Source organism: Pseudomonas sp. PD9R, assembly GCF_019200975.1.
In the GTDB taxonomy this organism is placed as follows: Bacteria; Pseudomonadota; Gammaproteobacteria; order Pseudomonadales; family Pseudomonadaceae; genus Aquipseudomonas.
The window spans coordinates 30,040-54,340 of sequence record NZ_JAHTMR010000013.1 but is presented as its reverse complement, the minus strand read 5'-3'; the positions used below and the strand labels follow the sequence as shown (position 1 = coordinate 54,340).

Genomic DNA, 24,301 nt, shown 5'->3' with positions numbered 1-24,301 from the left:
TGGCTCGGGGGAATGCTTCGAGTGTAGACGGGCAAATCGGCGGGAGGGGAGAGCGGGGGGATTTAATCTGCAGAAAGCAAAACCCCCGGCTGGGCCGGGGGTTTTGTGATTACTCGTCGAGGAAGGAGCGCAGATGCTCGCTTCTCGTCGGGTGGCGCAGCTTGCGCAGCGCCTTGGCTTCGATCTGACGAATCCGTTCACGGGTCACGTCGAACTGCTTACCAACTTCCTCAAGGGTGTGGTCGGTATTCATGTCGATACCGAAGCGCATGCGCAGCACCTTGGCTTCACGGGCAGTGAGGCCGGAGAGAACTTCGCGAGTCGCTTCTTTAAGGCTCTCAACGGTTGCAACATCGATTGGCGACTGCATGGTCGAGTCTTCGATGAAGTCACCCAGATGGGAGTCTTCGTCATCACCGATCGGGGTTTCCATGGAGATCGGCTCTTTAGCGATCTTCAATACCTTACGGATTTTATCCTCAGGCATTTCCATGCGTTCGCCCAGCTCTTCCGGGGTCGGTTCGCGACCCATTTCCTGCAACATCTGGCGGGAAATACGGTTGAGCTTGTTGATCGTCTCGATCATGTGCACCGGAATACGGATGGTGCGGGCCTGGTCGGCGATCGAGCGAGTGATCGCCTGACGGATCCACCAGGTGGCATAAGTCGAGAATTTGTAGCCGCGACGGTATTCGAACTTGTCTACCGCTTTCATCAAGCCGATGTTGCCTTCCTGGATCAAATCGAGGAATTGCAGGCCACGGTTGGTGTACTTCTTGGCGATGGAGATCACCAGACGCAAGTTCGCTTCAACCATCTCTTTCTTCGCGCGGCGGGCCTTGGCCTCACCGATCGACATGCGACGGTTGATGTCCTTGATCTCGGCGATCGTCAAACCGGTTTCGGTTTCCAGCGCGGTCAGCTTCTGCTGGCAACGAATGATGTCCGGCTGCAGGCGACCAATGGCTTCAGCGTATTTGCTTTTGCCTTTGGCCAGCGCATCGGTCCAGCTTTCGTCGACTTCGTTGCCCGGGAACTGGCGCAGGAAGTCGGCACGCGGCATGCGCGCATCGCGAACGCAAAGCTGCATGATCGCGCGCTCTTGCTGACGCAGACGATCCAGCGCACTGCGAACACGCTCGACCAGGCCTTCGAATTGCTTCGGAACCAGTTTGATCGGCATGAACAGCTCGGCCAGCGCCAACAGTTCGGCGATAGTCGCCTTGTTGCTGCGACCGTGCTTTTTCAGCGCTTTGCGGGTGATTTCCATCTGATCGGCAACGGCGCCAAAGCGCTGTGCAGCGATGATCGGATCTGGACCGCTTTCGGCTTCTTCTTCGTCATCCGAAGCTTCGGCGTCATCGTCGTCGGTATCGTCGTCCGCTTTCACGGCTTTCGGATCGATCGGCGGTGGCACTTCGGCTGCAGGCGGCGCAATGCCGTCGTCCGGGTCGATATAACCACTAAGGACGTCGGACAGGCGACCACCTTCGGAGGTGACGCGGGTGTACTCGGAGAGAATATGATCAACCGTGCCAGGGAAGTGCGCGATTGCGCTCATCACTTCACGGATGCCCTCTTCAATACGCTTGGCGATTTCGATTTCGCCTTCACGCGTGAGGAGCTCTACAGTACCCATTTCGCGCATATACATGCGCACTGGGTCGGTAGTGCGACCAATGTCGGTCTCGACCGCTGCCAACGCTGCTGCTGCCTCTTCGGCCGCGGCTTCGTCGGTATCGGCGTCGGCCAGCATAAGGGAATCCTTATCTGGCGCAACCTCGAATACGTTGATCCCCATGTCATTGATCATGCGGATGATGTCTTCCACCTGTTCCGGATCTGAAATATCCTCCGGCAGGTGGTCGTTGACCTCCGCGTAAGTCAGGTAACCCTGCTCACGACCAAGTGTGATCAACTCTTTGATACGAGACTGCTGTTGCGCTTTTCCGGACATAACACCCTATCCACTGAAGGTCTTGGCGGGCAAAAAACAAGCCGAGGATTATACCTGAGCTATGACCTCACGCGCCAGTTGAGGTCGGGTTTGGTGCAGCCATATTGCGTTTTAATAGGTCGCGCATCTGATTTGCTATCTGATTTGCTTCCTCGGCAGTCAACCCTGGCTGCCTGGCTTTCCTGATGAGTTCTTCCAGGCTATCGGTGTGTTGACCTGCTGATAACCTAGTAATGGTGTCTAAAAACTGTTGTTCAAGGTTGTCGCCGTCAATCAGCCACTCCTTTTCTGCAAGGGCTTTGAGCAGGCGTCCTTGTTCGGTCCCATGCCAGCGAGCCATAAGCTGAATAGAGTTTAGCTTAGGATTTTTCTGCACCGCTTCGATGAGGGCTACCAGCAATTGTGCGTAGGTGTTGCTCTCATTGGCGAAATGATTGGCGGTTTCTACCTTGCCAGCCAATTGCGGATGATGAATGAGTGTGCGTAGCGCAATTAATGTGGGGGCTTCGACTGCAATCGGTTTGCGCGGGGCGCTCTGTTGATCGCGATCACCGCCGCGTTTGCCAGTCTTGTCCCAGGGTTTTTTGTCCCATTTCTTGCCGCCAGCACCGGGTTTCTTCGGCGTCCATTCTTGTTGCGGCACATACATTTCTTGCGACTGCGGCTGATGATAGTCGCTGTAATCGGGCATCGCGTCGTAATCGACGCCGGGATCGTAGGCGGGCGGCGCTTCCTGTGGTGCGCTTTGGGCCAATTGACTGACCGTTTCATTGCTCAGGCCGGTAATTTCGGTCAGGCGCTGGCGCATCAAGATGCGCAGATTGGCCCCTGGCACCTTGTCGATCAGCGGCGCCGCAAGCGTGGCCATGTGGGCCTTGCCTTCGAGCGAGCGCGGGTCCGATTCTTCGGTCAGCTGCTGAAAGAAGTAATCCGCCAACGGTTGGGCGTGCTGGTTGATTCGCGCACGGAAGGCGTCTGTACCCTCGGAACGGACCAGTGTATCCGGGTCTTCGCCTTCGGGCAGAAACAGGAAGCGTGCGCGACGGCCGTCTTGCAGGCTCGGCAAAGTTGCTTCCAGTGCGCGCCACGCGGCGTTGCGACCAGCCTGGTCGCCGTCGAAGCAGAAAAGCACGTTGGGTACGACGCGAAACAGTCGCTTCAGGTGCTCTTCGCTGGTGGCGGTGCCCAGGGTTGCGACGGCGTTGCGCAGGCCTTGCTGGGCGAGGGCAATAACGTCCATGTAGCCTTCGACAACGATGATCTCGTCGAGATTGCGGTTGTTCTTGCGCGCTTCATACAGGCCGTAGAGTTCCTGGCCTTTATGGAATACCGGGGTTTCCGGTGAGTTCAGGTATTTTGGCTTGTCGTCGCCCAGAACCCGGCCGCCAAAGGCGATGATGCGCCCGCGACTATCGCGGATCGGGAACATCACGCGATCACGGAAGCGATCGTAGCGTTTGCCGGATTCGGCGTTCTCGATCAGCAAGCCGGCATCAATCATGGCTTTTTGTTGCAGGGTGTCGCTGCTCAGGTGCTTGAACAGGTTGTCCCAGCCCGGAGGTGCGAAGCCAAGGCCGAAATCGCGGGCGATCTCGCCGGTCAGGCCGCGACCTTTCAGGTAGTCCACGGCAGCCTTGCGCGAGGGATGGCTTTTCAAGGCTTGGCGATAAAAATCGGCGGCGGCAGTGAGCAGCGGGTATAGCGGCGAATCGGTTGGCTGCCGCGGTTTGTGCGGGCGGCCGCTTTCTTCGCGAGGGATTTCCATGCCGGCGGCTTTGGCCAGTTCTTCGACCGCCTGGACGAAATCCAGGTTGTCGTGATCCATCATGAAGCCGAGGGCATTACCGCCAGCGCCGCAGCCGAAGCAGTAATAGAACTGCTTGTCGGGGCTGACGCTGAACGATGGAGTTTTTTCTTTGTGGAACGGGCAGCAGGCGGTGTAGTTCTTGCCGGCTTTTTTCATTTGCAGGCGCGAGCTGACCACATCGACGATGTCGGTGCGGTTCAGAAGGTCGTCAATGAAGCTCTGGGGAATTAGCCCGGCCATGGCGTTCTCGTCATCTGCGCTGAATGGGGTCCGGAACGAAGGGTAGCCGAACGTAGGTCATTGTTTGGGCGCGCAAGATGTGCGGCTCGACCGGTGTCGTCTGCGTAATCGTTGTCGGGAAGTGTATCTGCCGAAAATCCACTGACGTTAATTCCAATCAGTATTCGACTATTTGAAAGTGTTGCGCTGAGTCCGTCTGCGGCCTGTCATGGGCCTCGGATAGCTCATCATTTGGCACGCAAGGAGGTGCCTTGGCTGATCGTCGTGAGAGGAATCAGTGGGTGTGCTCGTCAGTAGCCTTGAAAGGCTCGTCAGAAAAGACGTGCACCGCTGGCAAAAGAGCCAGGTCTGACGCGGTGAAGCAGATTTGTCTTGGTCGCGTCTGCGGCTTCGACAGTGAAGCATCAAGCGTTTTACGCAAATGCCATTAGCCCGGCTGAGAGCCGGGCTTGGCAGAAGCTTGCTACGGTCGTCTGTGTATTAGTACAGACGAACGGCGCGGCGCTGTTCGCGCTGAACTTTCTTGGCGTGACGCTTAACAGCGGCTGCTGCTTTGCGCTTACGCTCAGAAGTTGGCTTCTCGTAAAATTCGCGGCTACGAACTTCAGCCAGTACACCGGCTTTTTCGCAGGAGCGCTTGAAACGACGCAGAGCTACGTCGAAGGGTTCGTTCTCTTTTACTTTGACGGCTGGCATCCAGAGCTACCTTCATTCATTACCGGGGGCAACATCCTCGCGGCAAAAGAGCACTTGAAGACGTCGGTTTTTAAGGGTTGCGGATGTTAACCCCTCATCGCACGGATTGCAAAGCCTCTGATCGAAAACCGCTGGTCGGGGCATCACGCGACGACTATTATGCGCGCCTTCGAATTCAGCCTAAACAAGGCGCAAACCCATGCTAGTACTGGGATTAGAAACCTCCTGCGACGAAACCGGTGTCGCACTTTACGACAGTGAGCGCGGCCTGTTGGCCGACGCGCTGTTCAGCCAGATCGACCTGCACCGCGCCTACGGTGGCGTGGTGCCGGAGCTGGCCTCGCGTGATCACGTCAAACGCATGCTGCCCTTGATTCGTCAGGTGTTGGCAGAAGCCGACTGCGTCCCGACCGAGATCGACGCCATCGCCTACACCGCGGGTCCTGGCCTGGTCGGGGCATTGCTCGTCGGTGCCTCCTGCGCTCAGGCGCTGGCGTTTGCCTGGGGCATTCCGGCGCTGGGCGTGCACCACATGGAAGGCCACTTGCTGGCGCCGATGCTGGAGTCGCAACCACCGGAATTCCCGTTCGTCGCTTTGTTGGTATCGGGCGGCCATACGCAACTGGTTCAAGTCGACGGGATCGGTCAATACACATTGCTGGGCGAAACGCTTGACGACGCAGCAGGCGAAGCGTTCGACAAGACGGCGAAAATGATGGGCCTGCAATATCCAGGCGGCCCGGAAATCGCGCGCATGGCAGAGCAAGGGGTTGCAGGACGCTTCGTCTTCCCGCGCCCAATGTGCGATCGCCCTGGCCTGGATTTCAGCTTCAGCGGCTTGAAAACCTTCGCCCTGAACACCTGGCAGCAGTGCGTAAGCGCCGGGGACGACGGCGAGCAAGCCCGTTGCGACATCTCGCTGGCGTTCCAGCAGGCCGTGATAGAGACTTTGACCATTAAGTGCAAGCGCGCCCTGAAAGCTGCTGGGATGAAACGCTTGGTGATTGCCGGCGGCGTGAGTGCAAACAAGGCGTTGCGCACTTCTTTGGAAAAAATGCTCGGCGACATGAAGGGCGATGTGTTTTATGCCCGTCCGCAGTTCTGTACCGATAACGGCGCAATGATCGCGTTTGCCGGTTGCCAGCGTTTGCAGGCCGGTCAGCATGAAAGCCTGGCGATCAGTGTTCAGGCGCGCTGGCCGATGGAGCAATTGTCAGCGCTGTGATGAGCGTGGCTCACGATCGGTATCTAAAAATGCCGTTCGCGCCCGGCAAACAGGTCGCGTAGATTGCCGCGGTGGCGCCAGACGATCATCCCCGTGAGTGCGCTCATGGGCAGCAGCGCTGCCGGTTCTTGCCAGGCCAGCAACGGCAGGGTCAGAGGTGTGGCAATCAAGGCAGCCAGCGAGCTGGTTCGGGTCAGGTAGAACGTCAGCAGCCATGCGCACACCGCTAGCAGGGCCGCAGGTGGGTATAGGCCCAGCAACATGCCGGCAGCAGTGGCGACGCCTTTGCCGCCGCGAAAGCGGAAGTACAGCGGGAACAGATGGCCGATGACGGCGCAGACACCGATCCAGGCTTGATCCTGTAGCGAAAGGCCCGAAATTTCGGCGATCAGCACAGGCAGAAGGCCTTTGCAGAGATCGCCGAGCAACGTCAGGATGGCGAGTTTTTTGCCGGCCAGGCGCAACATATTGGTGGCGCCGGCATTGCCAGAGCCACTCATTCGCGGATCGGGGTTACCGGTCAGGCGGCTGAGCAAAATGGCGAAGGACAGAGAGCCGAGCAGGTAGGCGAGGATCGCCAATAACCAAAACATGCTAACTATTCCGGGCGAGGACGCCCTGATTCTAACGGCGCATTGCGCCCTTGTCGTGTAGCGGAGAAAAGTGCTTGGACAGAGTGTTTATCGAGGGCCTGGAAGTCGACACCGTGATCGGTGCCTACGACTGGGAGCGAAGCATCCGACAGTGCTTGCGTCTTGATCTGAGTTTCGCCTGGGATAATCGTCCGGCAGCGGCCGGCGATGACCTGACCCTGGCGCTCGATTACGCGAGTGTTTCGTCGCGCATCCAGGCCTTTGCCGAGCAGGCGCAGTTCCAGCTGGTCGAGACCTTCGCCGAGCGTCTGGTTGAAGTATTGATGAGCGAATTCAAGATAACTTGGGTGCGCCTCAAGCTGACCAAGCCCGGTGCAGTGCCGGCCGCTACCGGTGGCGTGGGCGTGGAGATCGAGCGCGGATGTCGCTGACTCAGGTCTATCTCGGGCTCGGTAGCAATATCGAGCGCGAAACCCATTTGCAGGCTGGCCTGGATGCCTTGGCAGGTTTTCTGGTGGATATCCGTTGCTCGGCGGTTTTTGAAAGTCAGCCGGTGGGGATCAGGAGCGGTCCGTTTTTCAATTTTGTGGTATCGGCCTTTACGGATCTGCCGCTGATCGAACTGGACCGCCGGCTGAAATTTATCGAAGCCGATAACGGCCGTTACGCGCCGGACCGCAAGGGTTTGCCGCTGGATATCGATGTATTGCTGTTCGGTGATCTGGTGGGCAACTTCGATGGCTTGATCTTGCCGCGCGCAGAGATTCTGAAGAATGCCTTTGTGTTGTGGCCCTTGTCGCTGATTGCGCCGGATCGCGTGCATCCGGGTGTCGGCGAAAGCTTTGCGACGCTGTGGCGTGATGCGCAGATTGATCAGGTGTTGGCGCCGGTGGCGTTTGAGTGGCGCGGTGAGCAGTTGACCCCTTCGGGATTGCTGTAAAGCAAAGATCGCAGCCTGCGGCAGCTCCTACATCAATCCACGTAGGAGCTGCCGCAGGCTGCGATCTTTTGATCTTGCCTAAGTGCTTTCCTTGTACACCTTCAACGCCTTGAGCCGCTCACGTTTGATCGCCTCACCCAACTCTGGCCCTTTAAATCCCTTCTCCAGCAACGGCTGAACCGCCACGCTACGCGCCGCAGTAGCCGCCCCACGCAGATAGTCCGCCTGTGGGTAACTTCTCTGCTCCAGCCCTTTGCGCCCGCGTGCGTCCATCTCGCATGCCGCAATGAACTCCTCGAACCGTTGCGGCCGTCGGTAAACATCGAAGCTCTGCAGCAACTCCAGCAAGGTCGATGGCTTCAGTTCAAGGGCGCGGTGGCCGTGAGTGTGATATTCGCCCACCAACAGCGCCAACTCCTGGCAATCCCTCGGTGCCTTGAAACGTTCGTTGACCGCTTTGATCAACTTCAGCCCATTGAACTCATGGGCAATATGCCGAGGCCATTCTTCTTCCGGCGTCAGTCCTTTGCCCAAGTCATGCAGCAGGCAGGCCCAGCGTACAGTCAGCGGTTGTTCATGCCGTGCGGCTTGTTCCAGCACACTCAAGGTGTGCACGCCCGTGTCGATTTCCGGGTGATGGGCTTCTGGTTGCGGCACGCCGAACAACGCATCGACTTCCGGCATCAGCACTCTTAGAGCGCCGCATGCGCGCAAAACTTCAAGAAACACTTGCGGTTGATCTTCCATCAGTGCGCGGGAGATTTCTTTCCAGCTTCGTTCAGCTGTCAGTGCTTCAAGCTCGCCTGACTCGCTGAGTTGGCGCATCAGCTCCAGCGTTTCCGGGGCGACGTTGAATCCCAGTTCGGCATAGCGCGCAGCGAACCGTGCAACGCGTAGAACCCGGAGCGGATCTTCGGCAAACGCGGGTGAAACATGGCGAAGAACGCGAGCTTCAAGATCGCGTTGGCCATGGTAGGGGTCTGTCAGATTCTGTTGATCGTCTTCGGCCATGGCGTTGATCGTCAGGTCGCGGCGAATCAAATCTTCTTCGAGGGTCACTTCGGGGCTGGCGTGGAACGTGAAGCCGCCGTAGCCGCGTCCGCTTTTGCGTTCAGTGCGGGCGAGGGCGTACTCCTCACCGCTTTTAGGGTGCAGGAATACCGGGAAATCCGCCCCTACCGGGCGAAAGCCCTTGGCCAGCATCTCTTCGGTAGTAGTGCCTACCACCACCCAGTCGATATCGGTGACAGGTTTGCCCAGCAGACGATCGCGTACCGCACCGCCGACTTTATAGATCCGCATAAAAAACCTCCGTTAGCTCGACAGGATAACCGCTGCGTCAAGCTTTCGGAGGCACAAACAGGATCAAAGATGAATGACGGCCAGGTCCAGTCGTCCGTACTCGCCTTCGCTGTGCTCGCTTCTGGGTGGAACGTGGTGGGTTTTCATCACCTGGTCTCCTTGCAGGGTCTCCAGGTGAATGTCGAAGCCCCAGAGCCGATGCAAGTGCTTGAGCACTTCCTCGGTGGATTCGCCCAACGGTTTGCGGTCGTGTTGTTGGTGGCGCAGGGTCAGCGAACGATCACCACGGCGGTCGATGCTGTAGATCTGCACATTGGGTTCGCGATTGCCCAGGTTGTACTGGGCGGCCAGGGTTTCACGGATGATTCGATAACCACCTTCGTCATGAATGGCCGGGACCAGCAGATCGTCCTTCTGGTCGTCATCGAGGATGCTGAACAGTTTCAGGTCGCGGATCACCTTGGGTGACAGATACTGCAGGATAAAACTCTCGTCCTTGAAGCTGCTCATGGCGAACTTGATGGTAGAAAGCCAGTCTGTGCCAGCAATTTCAGGGAACCAGTGGCGATCTTCTTCTGTTGGCTCTTCACACATGCGCCGAATATCCCGGTACATGGCAAACCCCAAGGTGTAGGGGTTGATTCCGCTGTAGTAAGGGCTATCGAACCCGGGTTGGTAGACCACACTGGTATGAGAAGTCAGAAACTCCATCATGAAGCCGTCGGTGACCAGGCCTTCGTCGTATAGGTCATTCATCAGGGTGTAGTGCCAGAACGTCGCCCAGCCTTCGTTCATTACCTGAGTCTGGCGCTGTGGATAAAAATACTGGGCGATCTTGCGCACGATCCGTACGATTTCCCGCTGCCACGGCTCCAGCAACGGGGCGTGTTTTTCGATGAAGTACAGGATGTTCTCCTGCGGTTCGGCGGGGAAACGCGCGTTGTCCTTGTCGCTGTATTTGTCCGCGCCTTTAGGAATGGTGCGCCACAGATCGTTGATCTGTTTCTGCATATGTTCTTCCCGATCCTTTTGCCGGCGACGTTCTTCTTCGGCAGAAATCGGATAAGGCCGTTTGTATCGGTCGACCCCGTAATTCATCAGCGCGTGGCAAGAATCGAGCAGGTCTTCGACCGCATCGATGCCGTGGCGCTCTTCGCACTGCATGATGTACTGCTTGGCGAACACCAGGTAATCGATGATCGAACTGGCGTCAGTCCAGGTCCGAAACAGGTAATTGCCTTTGAAAAAACTGTTGTGTCCGTAGCAGGCATGCGCGACGACGAGCGCCTGCATGCAGATGGTGTTTTCTTCCATCAGGTAGGCGATGCACGGATCCGAGTTGATCACGATCTCGTAGGCCAGTCCCATCTGGCCGCGGCTGTAGGATTTTTCGGTGCTGAGGAAGTGTTTGCCATAGGACCAATGGTGATAGCCCAGCGGCATGCCGACGGAGGCGTAGGCATCCATCATTTGCTCGGCGGTAATCACTTCAATCTGGTTGGGGTATGTGTCGAGTGCATAGCCGGCCGCTATACGACTGATTTCACGGTCGTAGGCCTGGATCAGCTCGAACGTCCATTCTGAGCCGGTGGAAATGGGTTGGCGCTTCTGCTCTTTGGCGGTCATGTCACTAACCTGCGCTGGAAGAGTTCACGGAAGACCGGATAGATATCCCCGGCCGAGACCAGTTGTTGCTGGGCAAAAGTGTCAGAAAAGGCTTCGGCGATGCGCTCGTACTCGAACCACAGGGCCTGGTGTTCACGCGGGGTGATCTCAACGTAAGTGTAGTACTGCACGAACGGCATGATCTGGTTGATCAGGATGTCGCGGCAGATCGGTGAATCGTCGTTCCAGTTGTCGCCGTCGGAGGCCTGGGCAGCGTAGATGTTCCATTCGTTGCTCGGATAGCGCTCGGCCATGATCTCCTGCATCAGTTTCAAGGCGCTGGACACGATGGTGCCACCGGTTTCGCGGGAGTAGAAAAACTCCTCCTCGTCCACTTCGCGGGCGCTGGTGTGGTGGCGAATGAACACGACGTCGATCTTGTCGTAGTTACGCTTGAGGAACAGGTACAGCAGGATAAAGAAGCGCTTGGCGATGTCCTTGGTCGCTTGGGTCATTGAGCCGGACACGTCCATCAGGCAGAACATCACCGCCTTCGAGCTGGGGTTGGGTTGCTTGATGAGCAGGTTGTATTTGAGGTCGAACGTATCGAGGAATGGAACGCGGTGAATGCGCGCGCTGAGTCGTTCGATTTCTGCTTCGATTTTCTGAATATCGCCGAAGTTGTCCGGTTCTTCCTGCTTCAATCGCAGGAGTTCATCCTTGGCTTCGCGCAGTTTCGCGCGGCTGCTGCCAGACAGCGCGATTCGCCGTGCATGGGCCGAACGCAACGTGCGGATGATGTTGATCCGGGACGGATTGCCCTCGTTGCTGATCCCCGCACGAACGGTTTTGAAGGTGTCGGTGCCGGTCAGGTTGCGCTTGACCAGGTTCGGTAGCTCCAGGTCCTCAAACATGAATTCGAGGAATTCCTCCTGGGTGATCTGGAAGACGAACTCGTCCATGCCTTCGCCCGAGTTACCGGCCTTGCCAGGCCCTCTGCCTCCGGCTCCTCCCGGTGGGCGCGCAATATGTTCGCCGCTGGTAAATTCTTTGTTTCCCGGGTGCACGACCGTTTGCTTGCCACCGCGGCCGTGGTGAAGCACCGGCTCGTCGATGTCGCGGCCGGGGATGCTGATTTGCTCGCCGTGTTCCATATCGGTGATGGAGCGCCGGCTGACCGCCTCTTCGACGGCTTTCTTGATGTGATCACGGTAACGCCGCAGAAACCGCTGACGGTTCACCGTGCTCTTGTTCTTGCCATTGAGACGTCGGTCGATCACATAGCTCATAGGCCCTCCGGGGAGCTTCGAGTCATAAGCTTCAAGCTGCAAGACAGAAGCTTCAGAAACAAGCGGCGCGCGACATATGGCCACAATTACGCAAACAGCGCGTTTTCGCAGGTGAAGTGTCGTTTGCCGCTTGCAGCTCCCTTATTGGGACTTTCTAACCCGCAAGTACCACTCGGACAGCAGCCGTACCTGTTTGTCTGTGTAACCGCGCTCGACCATTCGTGTAACGAAGTCGTTGTGTTTCTGCTGGTCCTCTTTGCTGGCCTTGGCATTGAAGCTGATGACCGGCAGCAGGTCCTCGGTGTTGGAGAACATTTTTTTCTCGATGACCACCCGCAGTTTTTCGTAGCTGAGCCAGGTCGGATTCTTGCCGTTGTTGTTGGCCCGGGCACGCAGTACGAAGTTGACGATTTCGTTGCGGAAATCCTTCGGATTGCTGATGCCAGCCGGTTTTTCGATTTTTTCCAGCTCCTCGTTGAGTGCTACGCGATTGAGGATTTCGCCGGTTTCCGGGTCGCGGTATTCCTGATCCTGAATCCAAAAGTCGGCGTACAGCACGTAGCGATCGAAGATGTTCTGGCCATACTCGCTGTAAGACTCGAGGTAGGCGGTCTGGATCTCCTTGCCGATGAATTCGATATAACGCGGCGCCAGGTATTCCTTGAGGAAGCGCAGGTAGCGTTCACGGGTCTCGGCCTGGAATTGTTCCTGTTCGATCTGTTGTTCCAGCACGTAGAGCAAGTGCACCGGGTTGGCAGCGATTTCGTGCGGATCGAAGTTGAAGACCTTCGACAGGATTTTGAACGCGAAGCGAGTCGATAGGCCGTTCATGCCTTCGTCGACACCGGCGTTGTCGCGATATTCCTGGATCGACTTGGCCTTCGGATCGGTGTCCTTGAGGTTTTCACCGTCATACACACGCATCTTGGAATAGATGTTGGAGTTCTCCGGCTCCTTCAGACGAGATAGCACGGTGAACTGGGCAAGCATCTTCAAGGTGTCAGGCGCGCAATGGGCTTTGGCCAGCGAACTGTTGAACAGCAGCTTGTCGTAAATCTTCACTTCGTCGCTGACACGCAAGCAGTACGGTACTTTGACGATGTAGATCCGGTCGATGAACGCTTCGTTGTTCTTGTTGTTGCGGAAGGTGTGCCATTCCGATTCGTTGGAGTGGGCCAGCAGGATCCCGGTAAACGGAATCGCGCCAAGACCTTCGGTACTGTTGTAGTTGCCTTCCTGGGTGGCCGTCAGCAATGGGTGCAGCACCTTGATCGGTGCCTTGAACATTTCGACGAACTCCATCAGGCCCTGGTTGGCCCGGCACAGTGCGCCCGAGTAGCTATAGGCGTCGGCATCGTTCTGTGGGTATTCCTCCAGTTTGCGGATATCGACCTTGCCGACCAGTGCCGAGATGTCCTGGTTGTTTTCATCTCCCGGCTCGGTTTTGGCCACGGCGATCTGGTTGAGGATCGACGGGTAGAGTTTCACTACGCGGAACTGGCTGATGTCGCCGCCGAATTCGGCCAGGCGTTTGGTGGCCCAAGGCGACATGATGGTGTTGAGGTAGCGCCGTGGAATGCCGAAATCTTCCTCAAGGATCGCGCCATCTTCAGTGGCGTTGAACAGACCCAGAGGCGATTCGAAAACCGGCGAGCCCTTGATCGCGTAGAAGGGCACTTTTTCGATCAGCTGTTTCAGCTTCTCGGCCAGGGACGATTTACCACCACCCACGGGGCCGAGCAGATAGAGGATTTGTTTCTTCTCTTCCAGGCCCTGAGCGGCATGGCGGAAATACGACACGATCTGGTCGATGCATTCTTCCATCCCGTGGAAGTCTTCAAAGGCTGGATAGCGGCGGATGACCTTGTTAGAGAAGATTCGCGACAGCCTCGAATTGGTCGAGGTGTCGAGCAGTTCCGGTTCACCGATGGCCAGCAGTAGACGCTCGGCGGCGGAAACGTAGGCGCTGCGGTCCTTTTTGCACAGCTCAAGATACTCTTGCAGCGAGAGTTCTTCCTGGCGTGTGGACTCGAAACGTTGTTGGAAGTGGCTAAAGATACTCATGACGTCACCTCGCTCGATACGTGGAGCCGACGCCGGATCATTCAGTCGATGCTGGCAGCAACCGAACAGGCAGTCGCTGTTTACCCCCCAGAACTCTTTCGCAGCTCATTGCTGCGAAAGCTACTCCCGATGACCCGCGCGCCGGTGTACCGGCTCTCCCCTGTTTTGGATGGCCTGCGCTTAAGGATAGTTGGGAATTCGGGAGGTAAAGGCGAGATACGTAATTAGTTGTGGCAGACCGTTCGTCTGCCACCGCGCTGGCCCGCAGGAGCCGGGGCCTGCAACGTTACAAAAAAATTATTCGGAGGTGCCTTGCGCCGTTTCCGCAGGATACGTCGTACGCCACAACTCAAATCCGCCATCCATGCTGTAAACATCCGAGAAACCCTGGCTGATCAGGTACGCCGCTGCGCTCTGGCTGGAGTTACCGTGATAGCAGACCACTACGGTCGGTGCGTCGAGGTCGGCGGCCCGGATGAAATCGGAGATGGAAACGTTGTCCAGATGCCTGGAGCCACTGATGTGCAGCGCGGCAAAGGTCGCAGGATCGCGGACGTCGACCACCACTGCGCCTTGTTCGCGCAGGGTCTGGGCTTGTTCCGGGGGAATACGTTTGAATTCGCTCATGGCGGGCTCCTGTGGCTCGGCTGAAAGCGCAGTCTAGCGCGGGGCGCTGGCTGACGATGGTTCGGAAATGGATGGGGCGACTGGCGGCACGGTGGCATGGCCATGTTCGTCGCATTTGCAGGACAAGCGTTCGCCCGTATCGACATTCATCAGGGTCAGGGCACCGCCCCAGACGCAGCCGGTGTCGAGCGCGAAGATATTTGGCTCCAGGACTTTGCCTTCCAGCGCGGCCCAGTGCCCAAAGATGATTTTTACGTCTTTGGTCTTGCGGTCCTTATGTTGGAACCAGGGTTTGTAGCCCGGTGGCGCCGAGTCGAGACCTTCCTTGCTCTTGAGGTCCAGCTTGCCTTCGGCGGTGCAAAAGCGCATCCGGGTGAAGTAGTTGGTGATCACCCGCAGGCGTGTTACGCCTTTGAGATCGCTGTCCCATTTCGCCGGATCGTTGCCGTACATGCCGTCGAGGTAGGGCGGCAGCAGGTTATCGTCACGCAAAGCTGACTCGACTTCGGCGGCACACTTCAATGCCTTGCGCAGCGACCATTGCGGCGGTATGCCGGCATGTACCAGAGCGAGATTACGTTGTTCGTCGTAGTGCATGAGTTTTTGCTGACGCAGCCATTCCAGCAGCTCGGCGCAATCAGGGGCTTCGATAATCTCTCGCAGGGTGTCGCCTTTCTTCAGGCGCTCGATGTTCTTTCCGGCAGCCAGCAAGTGCAGGTCGTGGTTTCCGAGTACGCACACCAGGGATTCGCGGATGCTATGGAGGAAACGCAATGTTTCCAGCGATTGCGGGCCACGGTTGACCAGATCACCGACCAGCCACAGGCGATCTTTTGCCGGGTCGAACGCGATTTTTTTAAGCAGGCATTGCAGCGCGTCAAGACAGCCTTGCAGGTCGCCGATGGCATACGTCGCCATCAGTGCAAGGCTCCGGGCACCGCTAGGCGAAATGGAGCAATGATGGCGTCGAAATGCTTGCCGTCGTCGGCGAGCATCTGATAGGTGCCTTGCATGGTTCCGACCTTGCTGGTCATGACCGTACCGCTGCTGTAAGTGTGGCTTTTGCCGGCCTCGATCAATGGTTGCTGACCAACCACACCTGCACCACGAACTTCTTCGACATGCCCGTCACCGTCGGTGATCACCCAGTGCCGTGACAGCAGTTTGGCAGGTAGTTCGCCATTGTTTTGCACGGTAATGGTGTAGGCGAAGGCAAAGCGTTCGTGTTCGGGTTGAGATTGTTCTGCCAGATAGCGGGTGACGACGCTGACGTCGACCTGATAACGAGGATCGGACATGCAAGAGGCCTTAAAAACGAAGCGGGACGCGGGGCGTAGCTGATTGAGTTCAGTCTAGGCCAAGTATCGGATAGTAAACCAGACATGGGCGCTGGTGTCCTATCCGATAACGCTTCAGGCCTGTCAGATATCGGCGGGCGTTTGCTGGGGCTGTTCGCTGAGCTTGTCCGCCAGGCGCACGAAGGCGGCCAGGTCGAGTTGCTCGGGACGCAGGCTGCCATCGACGCCGGCGGCTTCAATTTCGGCATTGGTCAGCAGCAGCTTGAGGGTGTTGCGCAGGGTTTTACGGCGCTGGTTGAAGGCCTCGCGCACGACGCGCTCCAGCAGCTTGTGGTCCTTGGCCGGGTGCGGCAGTACCGCGTGAGGCACCAGGCGCACGATGGCTGAATCGACTTTCGGCGGCGGGTTGAACGCGCCTGGGCCGACATTGAACAGATGCTCAACCCGGCAATGGTACTGAACCATGATCGACAGCCGGCCCCAGTCGCCTCCGCCAGGCCCTGCTGCCAAACGTTCAACCACTTCCTTTTGCAACATGAAGTGCATGTCGCGAATCAGGTGGGAGTTGTGCAACAGGTGGAAAATCAGCGGCGTGGAGATGTTGTACGGCAGGTTGCCAACCACGCGCAGGCTACCCGGCGCGGCATTCAGGCTGTTGAAGTTGAACTTCAATGCGTCGCCCTGGTGCAGGTTGAAGTTGCTCTTGCCGGCGAACTGTTGGTTGAGGATCGGGATCAGGTCCTTGTCCAGTTCCACCACATCGAGTTGCGCGCCGCTGTTGAGCAGGCCTTCGGTCAGCGCACCCTGACCCGGGCCGATTTCCAGCAGGCGGTCATCGGGTTTGGCGTGGATGGAGCGCAGGATGCGGTCGATAACGCCGGCATCGTGCAGAAAGTTCTGGCCAAAGCGTTTGCGCGCCTTGTGTTGGTATTGCTCGTTCATAAACGGGTCTCGGCCATCTGGTAGGCGGTTTCCAGGGCGACTTGCAGGCTGCCGGTATCAATCTTTCCGCTACCGGCCAGGTCCAGGGCGGTGCCATGGTCGACCGATGTGCGGATGATCGGCAAGCCGAGGGTCACGTTGACTGCCGCGCCGAAGCCTTTGTATTTCAGCACAGGCAGGCCCTGGTCGTGGTACATCGCCAGCACTGCATCGCAGTGCTCCAGATATTTGGGGGTAAACAGAGTGTCGGCGGGCAAGGGGCCACGCAGGTCCATGCCTTCGCCGCGCAGGCGCTCTAATGTGGGTTCGATGATATCGATTTCTTCATGGCCCAGGTGTCCACCCTCACCGGCGTGCGGGTTTAGGCCGCAGACCAGGATGCGTGGCTGGGTGATGCCGAATTTGTCTTGCAGGTCGGCGTGCAGGATTCGCGTAACCCGCTCCAGCCGCTCAGGCGTGATCGCATCGGCAATCTCGCGTAGGGGCAGGTGAGTGGTGACCAGCGCTACGCGCAGCCCGCGGGTGGCGAGCATCATCACCACTTGCGCGGTATGGGTCAGGTCGGCGAGAAACTCTGTGTGCCCGGAAAAGGCAATCCCGGACTCGTTGATCACACCCTTGTGTACGGGCGCGGTGATCATCCCGGCAAAGTGCCCATCGAGGCAGCCTTGGCCGGCTCGGGTCAGGGTTTCCAGGACAAAAGCAGCATTGGCTTTGTCCAGTTGCCCGGCGACGACTTTGGTATTGAGCGGTGTATCCCAGACATACAGGCTGTTGGCTGGTGCGGGCGCATCCGGCCAGCTGTCGGGTGTGACCGGCAGCAAGTTGACAACCACACCCAGCTGCGCGGCCCGCTCAAGGAGCAGGTCACGGCTGGTAATGGCAATCAGGGGGTGTGGCTGGGCTTGCGAGGCGAGCAGCAGGCACAGGTCGGGACCTATGCCGGCCGGTTCGCCGGGTGTCAGCGCGAAACGTTTCGGTTTCACTGCGCTGCCTGGTCGGCGCCAGGGAGTTTGATTTCTACGTACGCTTCGTCACGGATCTGACGCAGCCAGGTTTGCAGCTCTTCGTCGTATTTGCGGTTGCGCAGTACGGTCATAGCCTGTTGCTCGCGCGCCTGGGTGGTGTTGTCAGTGGCACGACGGCCAAGGACTTCCAGGACGTGCCAGCCGTATTGAGTCTTGAATGGCTTGGACAGTTGACCTTGCGGGGTCTTGGCCATCACTTCGCGGAATTCTGGAACCAGTGCATTCGGGTCGATCCAGTTCAGGTCGCCGCCATTGAGGGCAGAACCCGGGTCTTCCGAGTAGCTTTTCGCCAGCTCGCCGAAGTCTTCGCCCGCTTCAATACGGGTGTAGAGCGACTGGGCCAGGGCCCGGGTCTTTTCTTCGTCGCGGATCGGGCTCGGTTTAACCAGGATGTGGCGCACATGCACTTCGTCACGCACCTGGGTTTCGCCGCCACGCTTGTCGGTGATCTTCAGGATGATGAAGCCGCCTGGCGTGCGCATTGGCTGGGTGACATCGCCGACGGCCATGGTGCTCAGCATACGATCGAATGGCGGTGGCAGTTGAGCGGCTTTACGCCAGCCCATGTCGCCGCCTTCCAGTGCCGTTTCGCTGGCGGATTTGGCGATGGCCAACTGACCGAAGTCAGCGCCTTGCTTGAGCTGCTGGTAAACCGCATCTGCCTGTTTGGCGGCATTCTGAATCGCATCGGAGTTGGCGCTTTCCGGCGTAGGAATCAGGATGTTGGACAGACGGAACTCTTCGGACAGCTGCATTTTGCCAAGGTCCGAAGCCAGGAAGTTCTTCACTTCCTGCTCGGACACCTGGATGCGCTCCGCCACGCGGCGCTGACGTACACGGCTGATGACCATCTCGCGACGAATCTGGTCACGTGCGTCGTCGTAGGACAGACCGTCGTGAGTCAGGGCGGCACGGAATTGCTCGACCGACATGTTGTTACGCTGGGCAATAGTGCCGACAGCCTGGTTCAGCTCTTCATCGGTGATGCGGATGCCGGAGCGTTCGCCAATCTGCAATTGCAGGTTTTCGACGATCAGGCGCTCAAGCACCTGTTGCTCCAGTACGCTGGCCGGTGGCACGGCAGAGCCGCGCTTGGCGATGGTTTGCTGAACTTCATGAACACGTTGGTCCAATTGGCTCTGCATGACCACGTCGTTGTCGACAATGGCCACCACTTTATCGATGGACTGAACCGCGGCGTTAGCCGCGGTACCCAGGAACAGCGCGCCCAGCAACAGCGGGCGCAGACAATCAGAAAGCTTGGTCTTCACGTTCACGATAACCTTGGATGCCTTTGTCGAGGAAGCTCTCTACTTTGGCGCCAGTGACGCCGCCGAGACCCTTCAGAACGATTTGTAGGAATACGCCGTGGTCGCCTTTTTCGTTTTGCGGTGCTTCCTGACTGAATTCGTCGTAGGAAACCCAGTAACGGTTGATCAGGCGCAGTTTCCAGCAGCAGTTGTCGTACTCGAAACCACCGAAGGCTTCCAGGGTACGGTTTTGGTTGTAATCGTACTGCCAGCGGCTGATGGCGTTCCATTGCGGCACGATTGGCCAGATCACCGAGAAGTCGTGCTGTTGGATTTTGTAGTAATCCTTCACAAAGCCAGGCGTGCCAGGGGTGCCGTAGTCACCGCCAAACTGCCATTGACCGGTGTTCTGGTTGAAGATCACCTGGTCGTTACGATAGCGATAGCCCGCGTTGATAACTTTGTTCGGGTTGTCTTCAGGCTGGTAGTGGAACATCGCGCTACCCGAGCGAGGGCTGCGGCTGTCCGGGTCCCAGTTGTAGTCGGCTGTGGTGCGCCAATCGCGGTTCCAGCGGTACTCGTACTCCAGAGCGTAGGGTGAAACGTTGGCTTGAGCGTCGGCGCGGACTTGTGCATTGACCCCCGGCAACTGGACTTCGCGGTCCTTGAAGTACAGGGCCTGGCCTACGCTGAAGCGTTGGCGTTCAAAGCCGTCGTCTTCGATCCAGCGGTTGGTGATGCCCAACGACAGTTTGTTCTCGTCGCCGACACGGTCGGAGCCAGAGAAACGGTTGTCACGGAACAGCGAGGCATAGCTGAAGGTGTATTCGCTGGTATCGAACACAGGAATATCTTCCTGGTTCTCCTCTGGGACATAGAGATAGAAAAGGCGTGGTTCAAGGGTCTGGCGGTAGTTCTTGCCGAACCATTGGGTATTGCGGTCGAAGTACAGTCCGCCGTCGATGCTGGCGATCGGCACGCCACGGTTCTGGTTGCTGCCGAAATTGCCGTTGAAATTTTTTGTCCCGGCTGCAGCTGCGGCCTGATCTTGAGCCACGATCTGGCTTTTGCCGATGCTGTCCAGATCCAGTTGGTACTGGGTGTATTGATACTTGAGCTTCGGCTTCAGGAAACCATAAGTCCAGTCCAGCGGCAGGCTGACGGCTGGCGCCAGGTTGAGGCGATCACCGGTGGCACGGGCCAGGCCTTGAATGTTGGTATCGAGGCGTGGGGTGACGCTGCCATCCTCATTGGTAAAGTCGCCGTTCTGCAGGTCCCGGTCGAAACGCACAATTTCAGTGTTGTACGAGAAATTCAGACCGTTTGGATGATAGGGCAGCGCACCATCGAAGGTGATCTGAGGCAAGCGGTCGTACGGCGTGATGTTCGATACGGTCGCCAGCTGATAAGCCTGGGCGTTCACGCGAGCGGTATAGCTATCGCCACGATAAGTAACGGAGCCTTGCTGATTCACATAGTCAGCGCTTTTCACGCCAATCTGGTCAGTTTCCAGATCCTGGAAGTAATACGGATCGCTGATCTTGGTGTAGTCGACTTGCGTGAAGACGCGCGAGTCAAGGCCACCTTTGTGCTGCCAGTTGTACATGTAGCGGTTTTTTTCGTATTCGGACTGTTTGCTGCGGTCAGTGTCCTCGTCGTTGAGGTACGCCGCACCGAATTGCCCTTCGCTGGACTTGGTCAGGTAGCGGAACTCGCCTTCCATCAACAGGCCATGCTTGGTCATGTAACGCGGATACAACGTGGCGTCGTAGTTAGGCGCCAGGTTGAAGTAGTACGGGGTGACCAGCATGAAGCCGGTATCGCTGCCGGTGCCAATGGTCGGCGGCAGGAAGCCGGACTGGCGACGGTCGTCGATCGGGAAATAGATGTACGGCGTGTACAGGACCGGAATGTCCTTGACCCGCAATGTCACGTTGGTCGCGGTACCGAAGCCGGTGGCCGGGTTCAAGGTGATGTTGTTGCCCTTGAGCTGCCAGGCGTTGCTGTTCGGTTCGCACGTGGTGTACGTACCATCCTTGAGGCGGATGATCGCGTTCTCGGCACGTTTGGCGTACAGCGCGTTACCGCGGATACGGGACTTGTGCATCACGTATTCGGCGTTATCAACCTTGGCTTCGCCGGTATCGAGTTGCACGTCGGCGTGGTCGCCCACGATCAGTGCGCCATTGTCGCGAATGCGTACGTTGCCGCTCAGTTCGCCACGGCTTTCTGCCTGATACAGGTTGGCCTCGTCGGCTTCGACCTGCATGCTGCCCTGACGCATGACTACGTCACCGGCCAGGGTGGCAACTTGCTCATCCTGCTTGTAGCGAGAGGCTTTCGCGCCGATAAAGGTCGGGGCGTCACTTTTATTCGTCTTGTCGTTCATGCCAGGACGAATCGGTTCGATATAGGAACCAGAGCAATAAGGACCTGTCTCGGCCAATTGTGCTGCGGTGAGCTGATCGCGAGGAACCCAGTCGAGGTGACTGTAGTCTTCGCTACGCGACTTCATGCCGCGGCCCTTGGACTCGGTAACCAACGCAGGTTTGGCGCCGGTGTCTTCACTGGTACCTTCCTGTGCCGGGGCCTCGCCGGTAGCGCTGACTGCGCTGCCGTCATGGACCGGACGCGGTGGCAAGGCAGCCGCTGGCGATTTTGGCGCGCAGTCCCAGGAGCCCGAAGCAGAGACTGAGCAGTCATACTGTTCCGCGGCGACCACGAAGGAAGTGGCTAAAGGTTGCAAGGCCAGCAAACTGCCGGTTACCAACAACGGAAATTTTTTACGAAACGCGGGGGATTTCAATGCCATCTTATTAGTCCGGGCTTCCTGCGTGCCATCTGCCCGCGGTGTGGGCCGCACGCCTCTCGATGGTCTGAAAAAGATGCTGGATAATAAAGCATGACCCGCTTGACGGCTAGCGCCGTCGGAGACCCTTGCAATGCCTGACCAAGATGTACGTTTGCAACACCTGAAAGTTTGGCTCGATGAGCAGTTGACGAACCTTTTTGCAGCGCAGGGCTGGGGTGCCGTACCCCCGGCCACGTTGACCGCGGCCAGTAGCGACGCGAGTTTTCGACGTTATTTTCGTTGGGAAGGCGCGGGCAAAAGTTTCATCGTAATGGATGCGCCGCCGCCCCAGGAAAACTGCAAACCCTTCGTGGATATCGCTTTTTTGCTGGCGAAATCCGGAATAAATGTGCCGAAAATTTATGCCGAAGACATTGAACGCGGATTTCTTTTGCTCAATGACCTGGGCAACAAGACATATCTGGACGTGATCGACGGCGAAAACGCCGACGATTTGTTCAAGGATGCCCTGCAAGCGCTGCTGGCTTTTCAGCAATTGCCGATGGTTGCGCCGCTGCCAAGTTATGACGTGGCGCTGTTGCGTCGCGAACTGGAACTGTTCCCCGAGTGGTACGTAAAACGCGAACTGGGTATCGAGTTCGACGCCGCGCAGCAGGTGCTTTGGCAGCAGGTCAGTGATCTGCTGATCGACAGCGCCCTGGCCCAGCCGAAAGTCTTGGTGCATCGCGACTACATGCCACGCAACCTGATGCTCAGCGAGCCGAACCCTGGTGTACTGGATTTCCAGGATGCTGTGTATGGTCCGGTCACTTATGACGTGACTTGCCTGTTCAAGGATGCCTTCCTCAGTTGGCCCGAAGAGCGCGTGCGTGGCTGGCTGGAAAATTATTGGCAGCAGGCTGCGGCATTGAGTATTCCGGTACAGCCCGACTTTGAAGACTTCCTGCGCGCCAGCGACCTCATGGGCGTGCAGCGTCACCTGAAAGTAATCGGCATCTTCGCCCGGATTTGCCACCGCGACGGCAAACCGCGCTACCTGGGTGATGTGCCGCGATTCTTCGCCTATATAGAAGGAGTGATCGCCCGTCGTCCCGAACTGGCTGAGCTGGATGTATTACTGGCCAGTTTGCGTGCTGGAGTGAAGGCATGAAGGCAATGATTCTGGCCGCAGGTAAAGGCGAGCGCATGCGCCCGCTGACCCTGACCACGCCAAAACCGTTGGTTCGCGCAGGCGGAGTGCCGCTGATCGAGTATCACCTGCGCGCGCTGGCCGCTGCCGGATTTACCGAAATCGTGATCAACCATGCCTGGCTGGGTCAGCAGATCGAAGATTACCTGGGCGATGGCTCGCAGTTTGGCGTGCACATCCAGTACTCACCGGAAGGCGAGCCACTGGAGACCGGAGGCGGGATTTTCCGCGCGTTGCCGTTATTGGGTGATGAGGCGTTTGTGGTGGTCAACGGTGACATCTGGACCGACTACGATTTCAGCGTGCTGCACCAGCCGATTGTCGGCCTGGCTCACCTGGTGCTGGCGAACAACCCGCCCCATCATCCGGGCGGTGATTTCCAGCTGATCGACGGGCTGGTGCGAGATGGCCAATCGGACGCCACCACCCTGACTTACAGCGGCATCGCAGTACTGCATCCGCAACTGTTCGAAGGATGCTCGGCCGGGGCGTTCAAACTAGCGCCTCTGCTGCGTACCGCGATGGCCAATGGGCAGGTCTCCGGCGAGCGGCTGAACGGGTTGTGGGTGGATGTCGGAACTCATGAACGCTTGGCGGAAGCTGAAACCTTGATTGAAGCGAGACGCTGACATGCTATGGCCAGGGACTCTGATTGGAGCCGGAGCAGGTTTTGCCATTGCCAGTATTCCGGGGGCCATGCTTGGCGCGTTATTGGGGCAGGCGCTGGATCGCCATCTGAACTTGCAGAGCTGGGGGCACCTGCGTGAAAAGCTCGGAGGGCGGCCTGTACTGCGCAATGATGAATTGCTGTTTGTGTTGTTGGGGCGGTTAGCCAAAAGCGACGGGCTGGTAGTGGACGGTCATATTCAGCAGGCGCGTCAGGAAATGCGCTCGCTGGAGATGAGCGAGTCGGCCCAGCGCCGAGCGATTGCCGCATTCAATCGAGGCAAGTCGGGCAATGACCGGTTGCGGGGTTATCTGCGCCGGTTGAGTGCTCAACCCCATGCGGCAGAAGGCGTGTTGCGCGCCTGTTGGCGGATGGTTTGGGCAGATGGTCGAGCGGGCACCCGTGAACGCGAACTGATTGCTCAATGGGGCAAGTGGCTGGGCTGGAGCCGGCATCAGGTACGAGCCTTGGCGGCCGACTATGAACCGCAAAAACGATCGCTGGCCAACAAAGGTGCAACTTATCAGGACGCCTTGCGACTGTTGGGCGTGTCGGCCACTACTGAGCCGGCGCAGATCAAGCGTGCCTATCGCCGTCTGCTCAGTCGCCATCACCCGGACAAGGTTGCCGGTAACGGGGCGACGGAGTTGCAAGTGCGCGAGGCCACTGAGAAGACTCGTGAACTGCACGGTGCCTATACATTGATTCGTCAGCGCCGGGATTTTTGACAGCGGATAAAAAGATCAAAAGATCGCAGCCTGCGGCAGTTC

Annotated in this window: 21 protein-coding genes; 6 read left to right on the top strand and 15 right to left on the bottom strand. The window is 57.9% G+C overall.

Annotated features, from left to right (window positions below):
- Positions 1 to 109: 109 nt before the first annotated feature.
- The 3 genes from rpoD to rpsU form a co-directional block, all read right to left on the bottom strand.
- A complete protein-coding gene (gene rpoD, locus KUF73_RS22735) occupies positions 110 to 1,957 on the bottom strand; it encodes an RNA polymerase sigma factor RpoD (protein WP_218440262.1) in 1,848 nt (615 codons plus the stop codon).
- 67 nt (positions 1,958 to 2,024) lie between these two features.
- Positions 2,025 to 4,004 carry a DNA primase gene (gene dnaG, locus KUF73_RS22730; RefSeq protein ID WP_218440261.1) on the bottom strand — a complete coding sequence of 660 codons (1,980 nt, stop codon included), beginning with the start codon at positions 4,002 to 4,004 and terminating at the stop codon, positions 2,025 to 2,027.
- A gap of 480 nt (positions 4,005 to 4,484) precedes the next feature.
- Entirely contained in the window at positions 4,485 to 4,700 is a 216-nt protein-coding gene (gene rpsU / locus KUF73_RS22725) for a 30S ribosomal protein S21 (RefSeq protein ID WP_002551877.1), read from the bottom strand.
- A 199-nt stretch (positions 4,701 to 4,899) separates the two neighbouring features.
- On the opposite strand from rpsU, the gene tsaD reads away from it, so the two are divergent.
- Positions 4,900 to 5,925 (top strand): tRNA (adenosine(37)-N6)-threonylcarbamoyltransferase complex transferase subunit TsaD, encoded by a 1,026-nt coding sequence (gene tsaD / locus KUF73_RS22720; protein WP_218440260.1) that lies wholly within the window; start codon positions 4,900 to 4,902, stop codon positions 5,923 to 5,925.
- Between the two features lie 23 nt (positions 5,926 to 5,948).
- Here the strand turns inward: tsaD and plsY are convergent, their stop codons facing one another.
- On the bottom strand, positions 5,949 to 6,518 hold the full coding sequence (gene plsY / locus KUF73_RS22715) for a glycerol-3-phosphate 1-O-acyltransferase PlsY (RefSeq protein WP_218440259.1): 570 nt from the start codon (positions 6,516 to 6,518) through the stop codon (positions 5,949 to 5,951).
- A gap of 74 nt (positions 6,519 to 6,592) precedes the next feature.
- On the opposite strand from plsY, the gene folB reads away from it, so the two are divergent.
- Together folB and folK are read left to right on the top strand one after the other, a co-directional pair.
- Positions 6,593 to 6,949: a dihydroneopterin aldolase gene (gene folB / locus KUF73_RS22710; RefSeq protein WP_218440258.1), complete on the top strand. Its 357-nt coding sequence runs from the start codon at positions 6,593 to 6,595 to the stop codon at positions 6,947 to 6,949.
- Positions 6,940 to 7,458, top strand: a complete 519-nt coding sequence (gene folK / locus KUF73_RS22705) for a 2-amino-4-hydroxy-6-hydroxymethyldihydropteridine diphosphokinase (protein WP_218440257.1) — start codon at positions 6,940 to 6,942, stop codon at positions 7,456 to 7,458. The genes folB and folK overlap by 10 nt, the downstream gene beginning before the upstream one ends.
- Before the next feature lie 78 nt (positions 7,459 to 7,536).
- Here the strand turns inward: folK and KUF73_RS22700 are convergent, their stop codons facing one another.
- The 11 genes from KUF73_RS22700 to KUF73_RS22650 all read right to left on the bottom strand — a co-directional run bounded on the left by KUF73_RS22700 (position 7,537) and on the right by KUF73_RS22650 (position 21,675).
- Positions 7,537 to 8,760 (bottom strand): multifunctional CCA addition/repair protein, encoded by a 1,224-nt coding sequence (locus tag KUF73_RS22700; RefSeq protein ID WP_218440256.1) that lies wholly within the window; start codon positions 8,758 to 8,760, stop codon positions 7,537 to 7,539.
- 63 nt (positions 8,761 to 8,823) lie between these two features.
- Entirely contained in the window at positions 8,824 to 10,386 is a 1,563-nt protein-coding gene (locus KUF73_RS22695; RefSeq protein WP_218440255.1) for a SpoVR family protein, read from the bottom strand.
- A complete protein-coding gene (locus tag KUF73_RS22690) occupies positions 10,383 to 11,654 on the bottom strand; it encodes a YeaH/YhbH family protein (RefSeq protein ID WP_218440254.1) in 1,272 nt (423 codons plus the stop codon). The genes KUF73_RS22695 and KUF73_RS22690 overlap by 4 nt, the downstream gene beginning before the upstream one ends.
- Positions 11,655 to 11,795: 141 nt before the next feature.
- On the bottom strand, positions 11,796 to 13,718 hold the full coding sequence (locus KUF73_RS22685; RefSeq protein WP_046029985.1) for a PrkA family serine protein kinase: 1,923 nt from the start codon (positions 13,716 to 13,718) through the stop codon (positions 11,796 to 11,798).
- A gap of 297 nt (positions 13,719 to 14,015) precedes the next feature.
- Entirely contained in the window at positions 14,016 to 14,345 is a 330-nt protein-coding gene (gene glpE, locus KUF73_RS22680; RefSeq protein WP_218440253.1) for a thiosulfate sulfurtransferase GlpE, read from the bottom strand.
- Positions 14,346 to 14,378: 33 nt separating this feature from the next.
- On the bottom strand, positions 14,379 to 15,263 hold the full coding sequence (locus tag KUF73_RS22675) for a symmetrical bis(5'-nucleosyl)-tetraphosphatase (protein WP_218440252.1): 885 nt from the start codon (positions 15,261 to 15,263) through the stop codon (positions 14,379 to 14,381).
- Positions 15,263 to 15,643 carry a Co2+/Mg2+ efflux protein ApaG gene (gene apaG / locus KUF73_RS22670; protein ID WP_218440251.1) on the bottom strand — a complete coding sequence of 127 codons (381 nt, stop codon included), beginning with the start codon at positions 15,641 to 15,643 and terminating at the stop codon, positions 15,263 to 15,265. The genes KUF73_RS22675 and apaG overlap by 1 nt, the downstream gene beginning before the upstream one ends.
- A 123-nt stretch (positions 15,644 to 15,766) precedes the next feature.
- Positions 15,767 to 16,585 (bottom strand): 16S rRNA (adenine(1518)-N(6)/adenine(1519)-N(6))-dimethyltransferase RsmA, encoded by an 819-nt coding sequence (gene rsmA, locus KUF73_RS22665; protein WP_218440250.1) that lies wholly within the window; start codon positions 16,583 to 16,585, stop codon positions 15,767 to 15,769.
- Positions 16,582 to 17,571, bottom strand: a complete 990-nt coding sequence (gene pdxA / locus KUF73_RS22660) for a 4-hydroxythreonine-4-phosphate dehydrogenase PdxA (protein ID WP_218440249.1) — start codon at positions 17,569 to 17,571, stop codon at positions 16,582 to 16,584. Before pdxA ends, rsmA begins: the two co-directional genes overlap by 4 nt.
- Complete coding sequence (gene surA, locus KUF73_RS22655; protein ID WP_218440248.1) at positions 17,568 to 18,884, bottom strand: peptidylprolyl isomerase SurA; 1,317 nt, start codon at positions 18,882 to 18,884, stop codon at positions 17,568 to 17,570. Before surA ends, pdxA begins: the two co-directional genes overlap by 4 nt.
- Entirely contained in the window at positions 18,865 to 21,675 is a 2,811-nt protein-coding gene (locus KUF73_RS22650; RefSeq protein ID WP_218440247.1) for an LPS-assembly protein LptD, read from the bottom strand. The genes surA and KUF73_RS22650 overlap by 20 nt, the downstream gene beginning before the upstream one ends.
- 130 nt (positions 21,676 to 21,805) lie before the next feature.
- Between KUF73_RS22650 and KUF73_RS22645 the strand changes: the two genes are divergently transcribed.
- Genes KUF73_RS22645 through KUF73_RS22635 form a run of 3 tightly spaced genes read left to right on the top strand, consistent with a single transcriptional unit; the run spans position 21,806 to position 24,259 of the window.
- On the top strand, positions 21,806 to 22,825 hold the full coding sequence (locus KUF73_RS22645) for an aminoglycoside phosphotransferase family protein (RefSeq protein WP_218440246.1): 1,020 nt from the start codon (positions 21,806 to 21,808) through the stop codon (positions 22,823 to 22,825).
- Complete coding sequence (murU, locus tag KUF73_RS22640) at positions 22,822 to 23,493, top strand: N-acetylmuramate alpha-1-phosphate uridylyltransferase MurU (RefSeq protein WP_218440245.1); 672 nt, start codon at positions 22,822 to 22,824, stop codon at positions 23,491 to 23,493. Before KUF73_RS22645 ends, murU begins: the two co-directional genes overlap by 4 nt.
- Before the next feature lies 1 nt (position 23,494).
- The gene (locus KUF73_RS22635; RefSeq protein WP_218440244.1) at positions 23,495 to 24,259 is read left to right on the top strand and encodes a TerB family tellurite resistance protein; all 765 of its coding nucleotides are present in this window, start codon (positions 23,495 to 23,497) and stop codon (positions 24,257 to 24,259) included.
- Positions 24,260 to 24,301 lie beyond the last annotated feature (42 nt).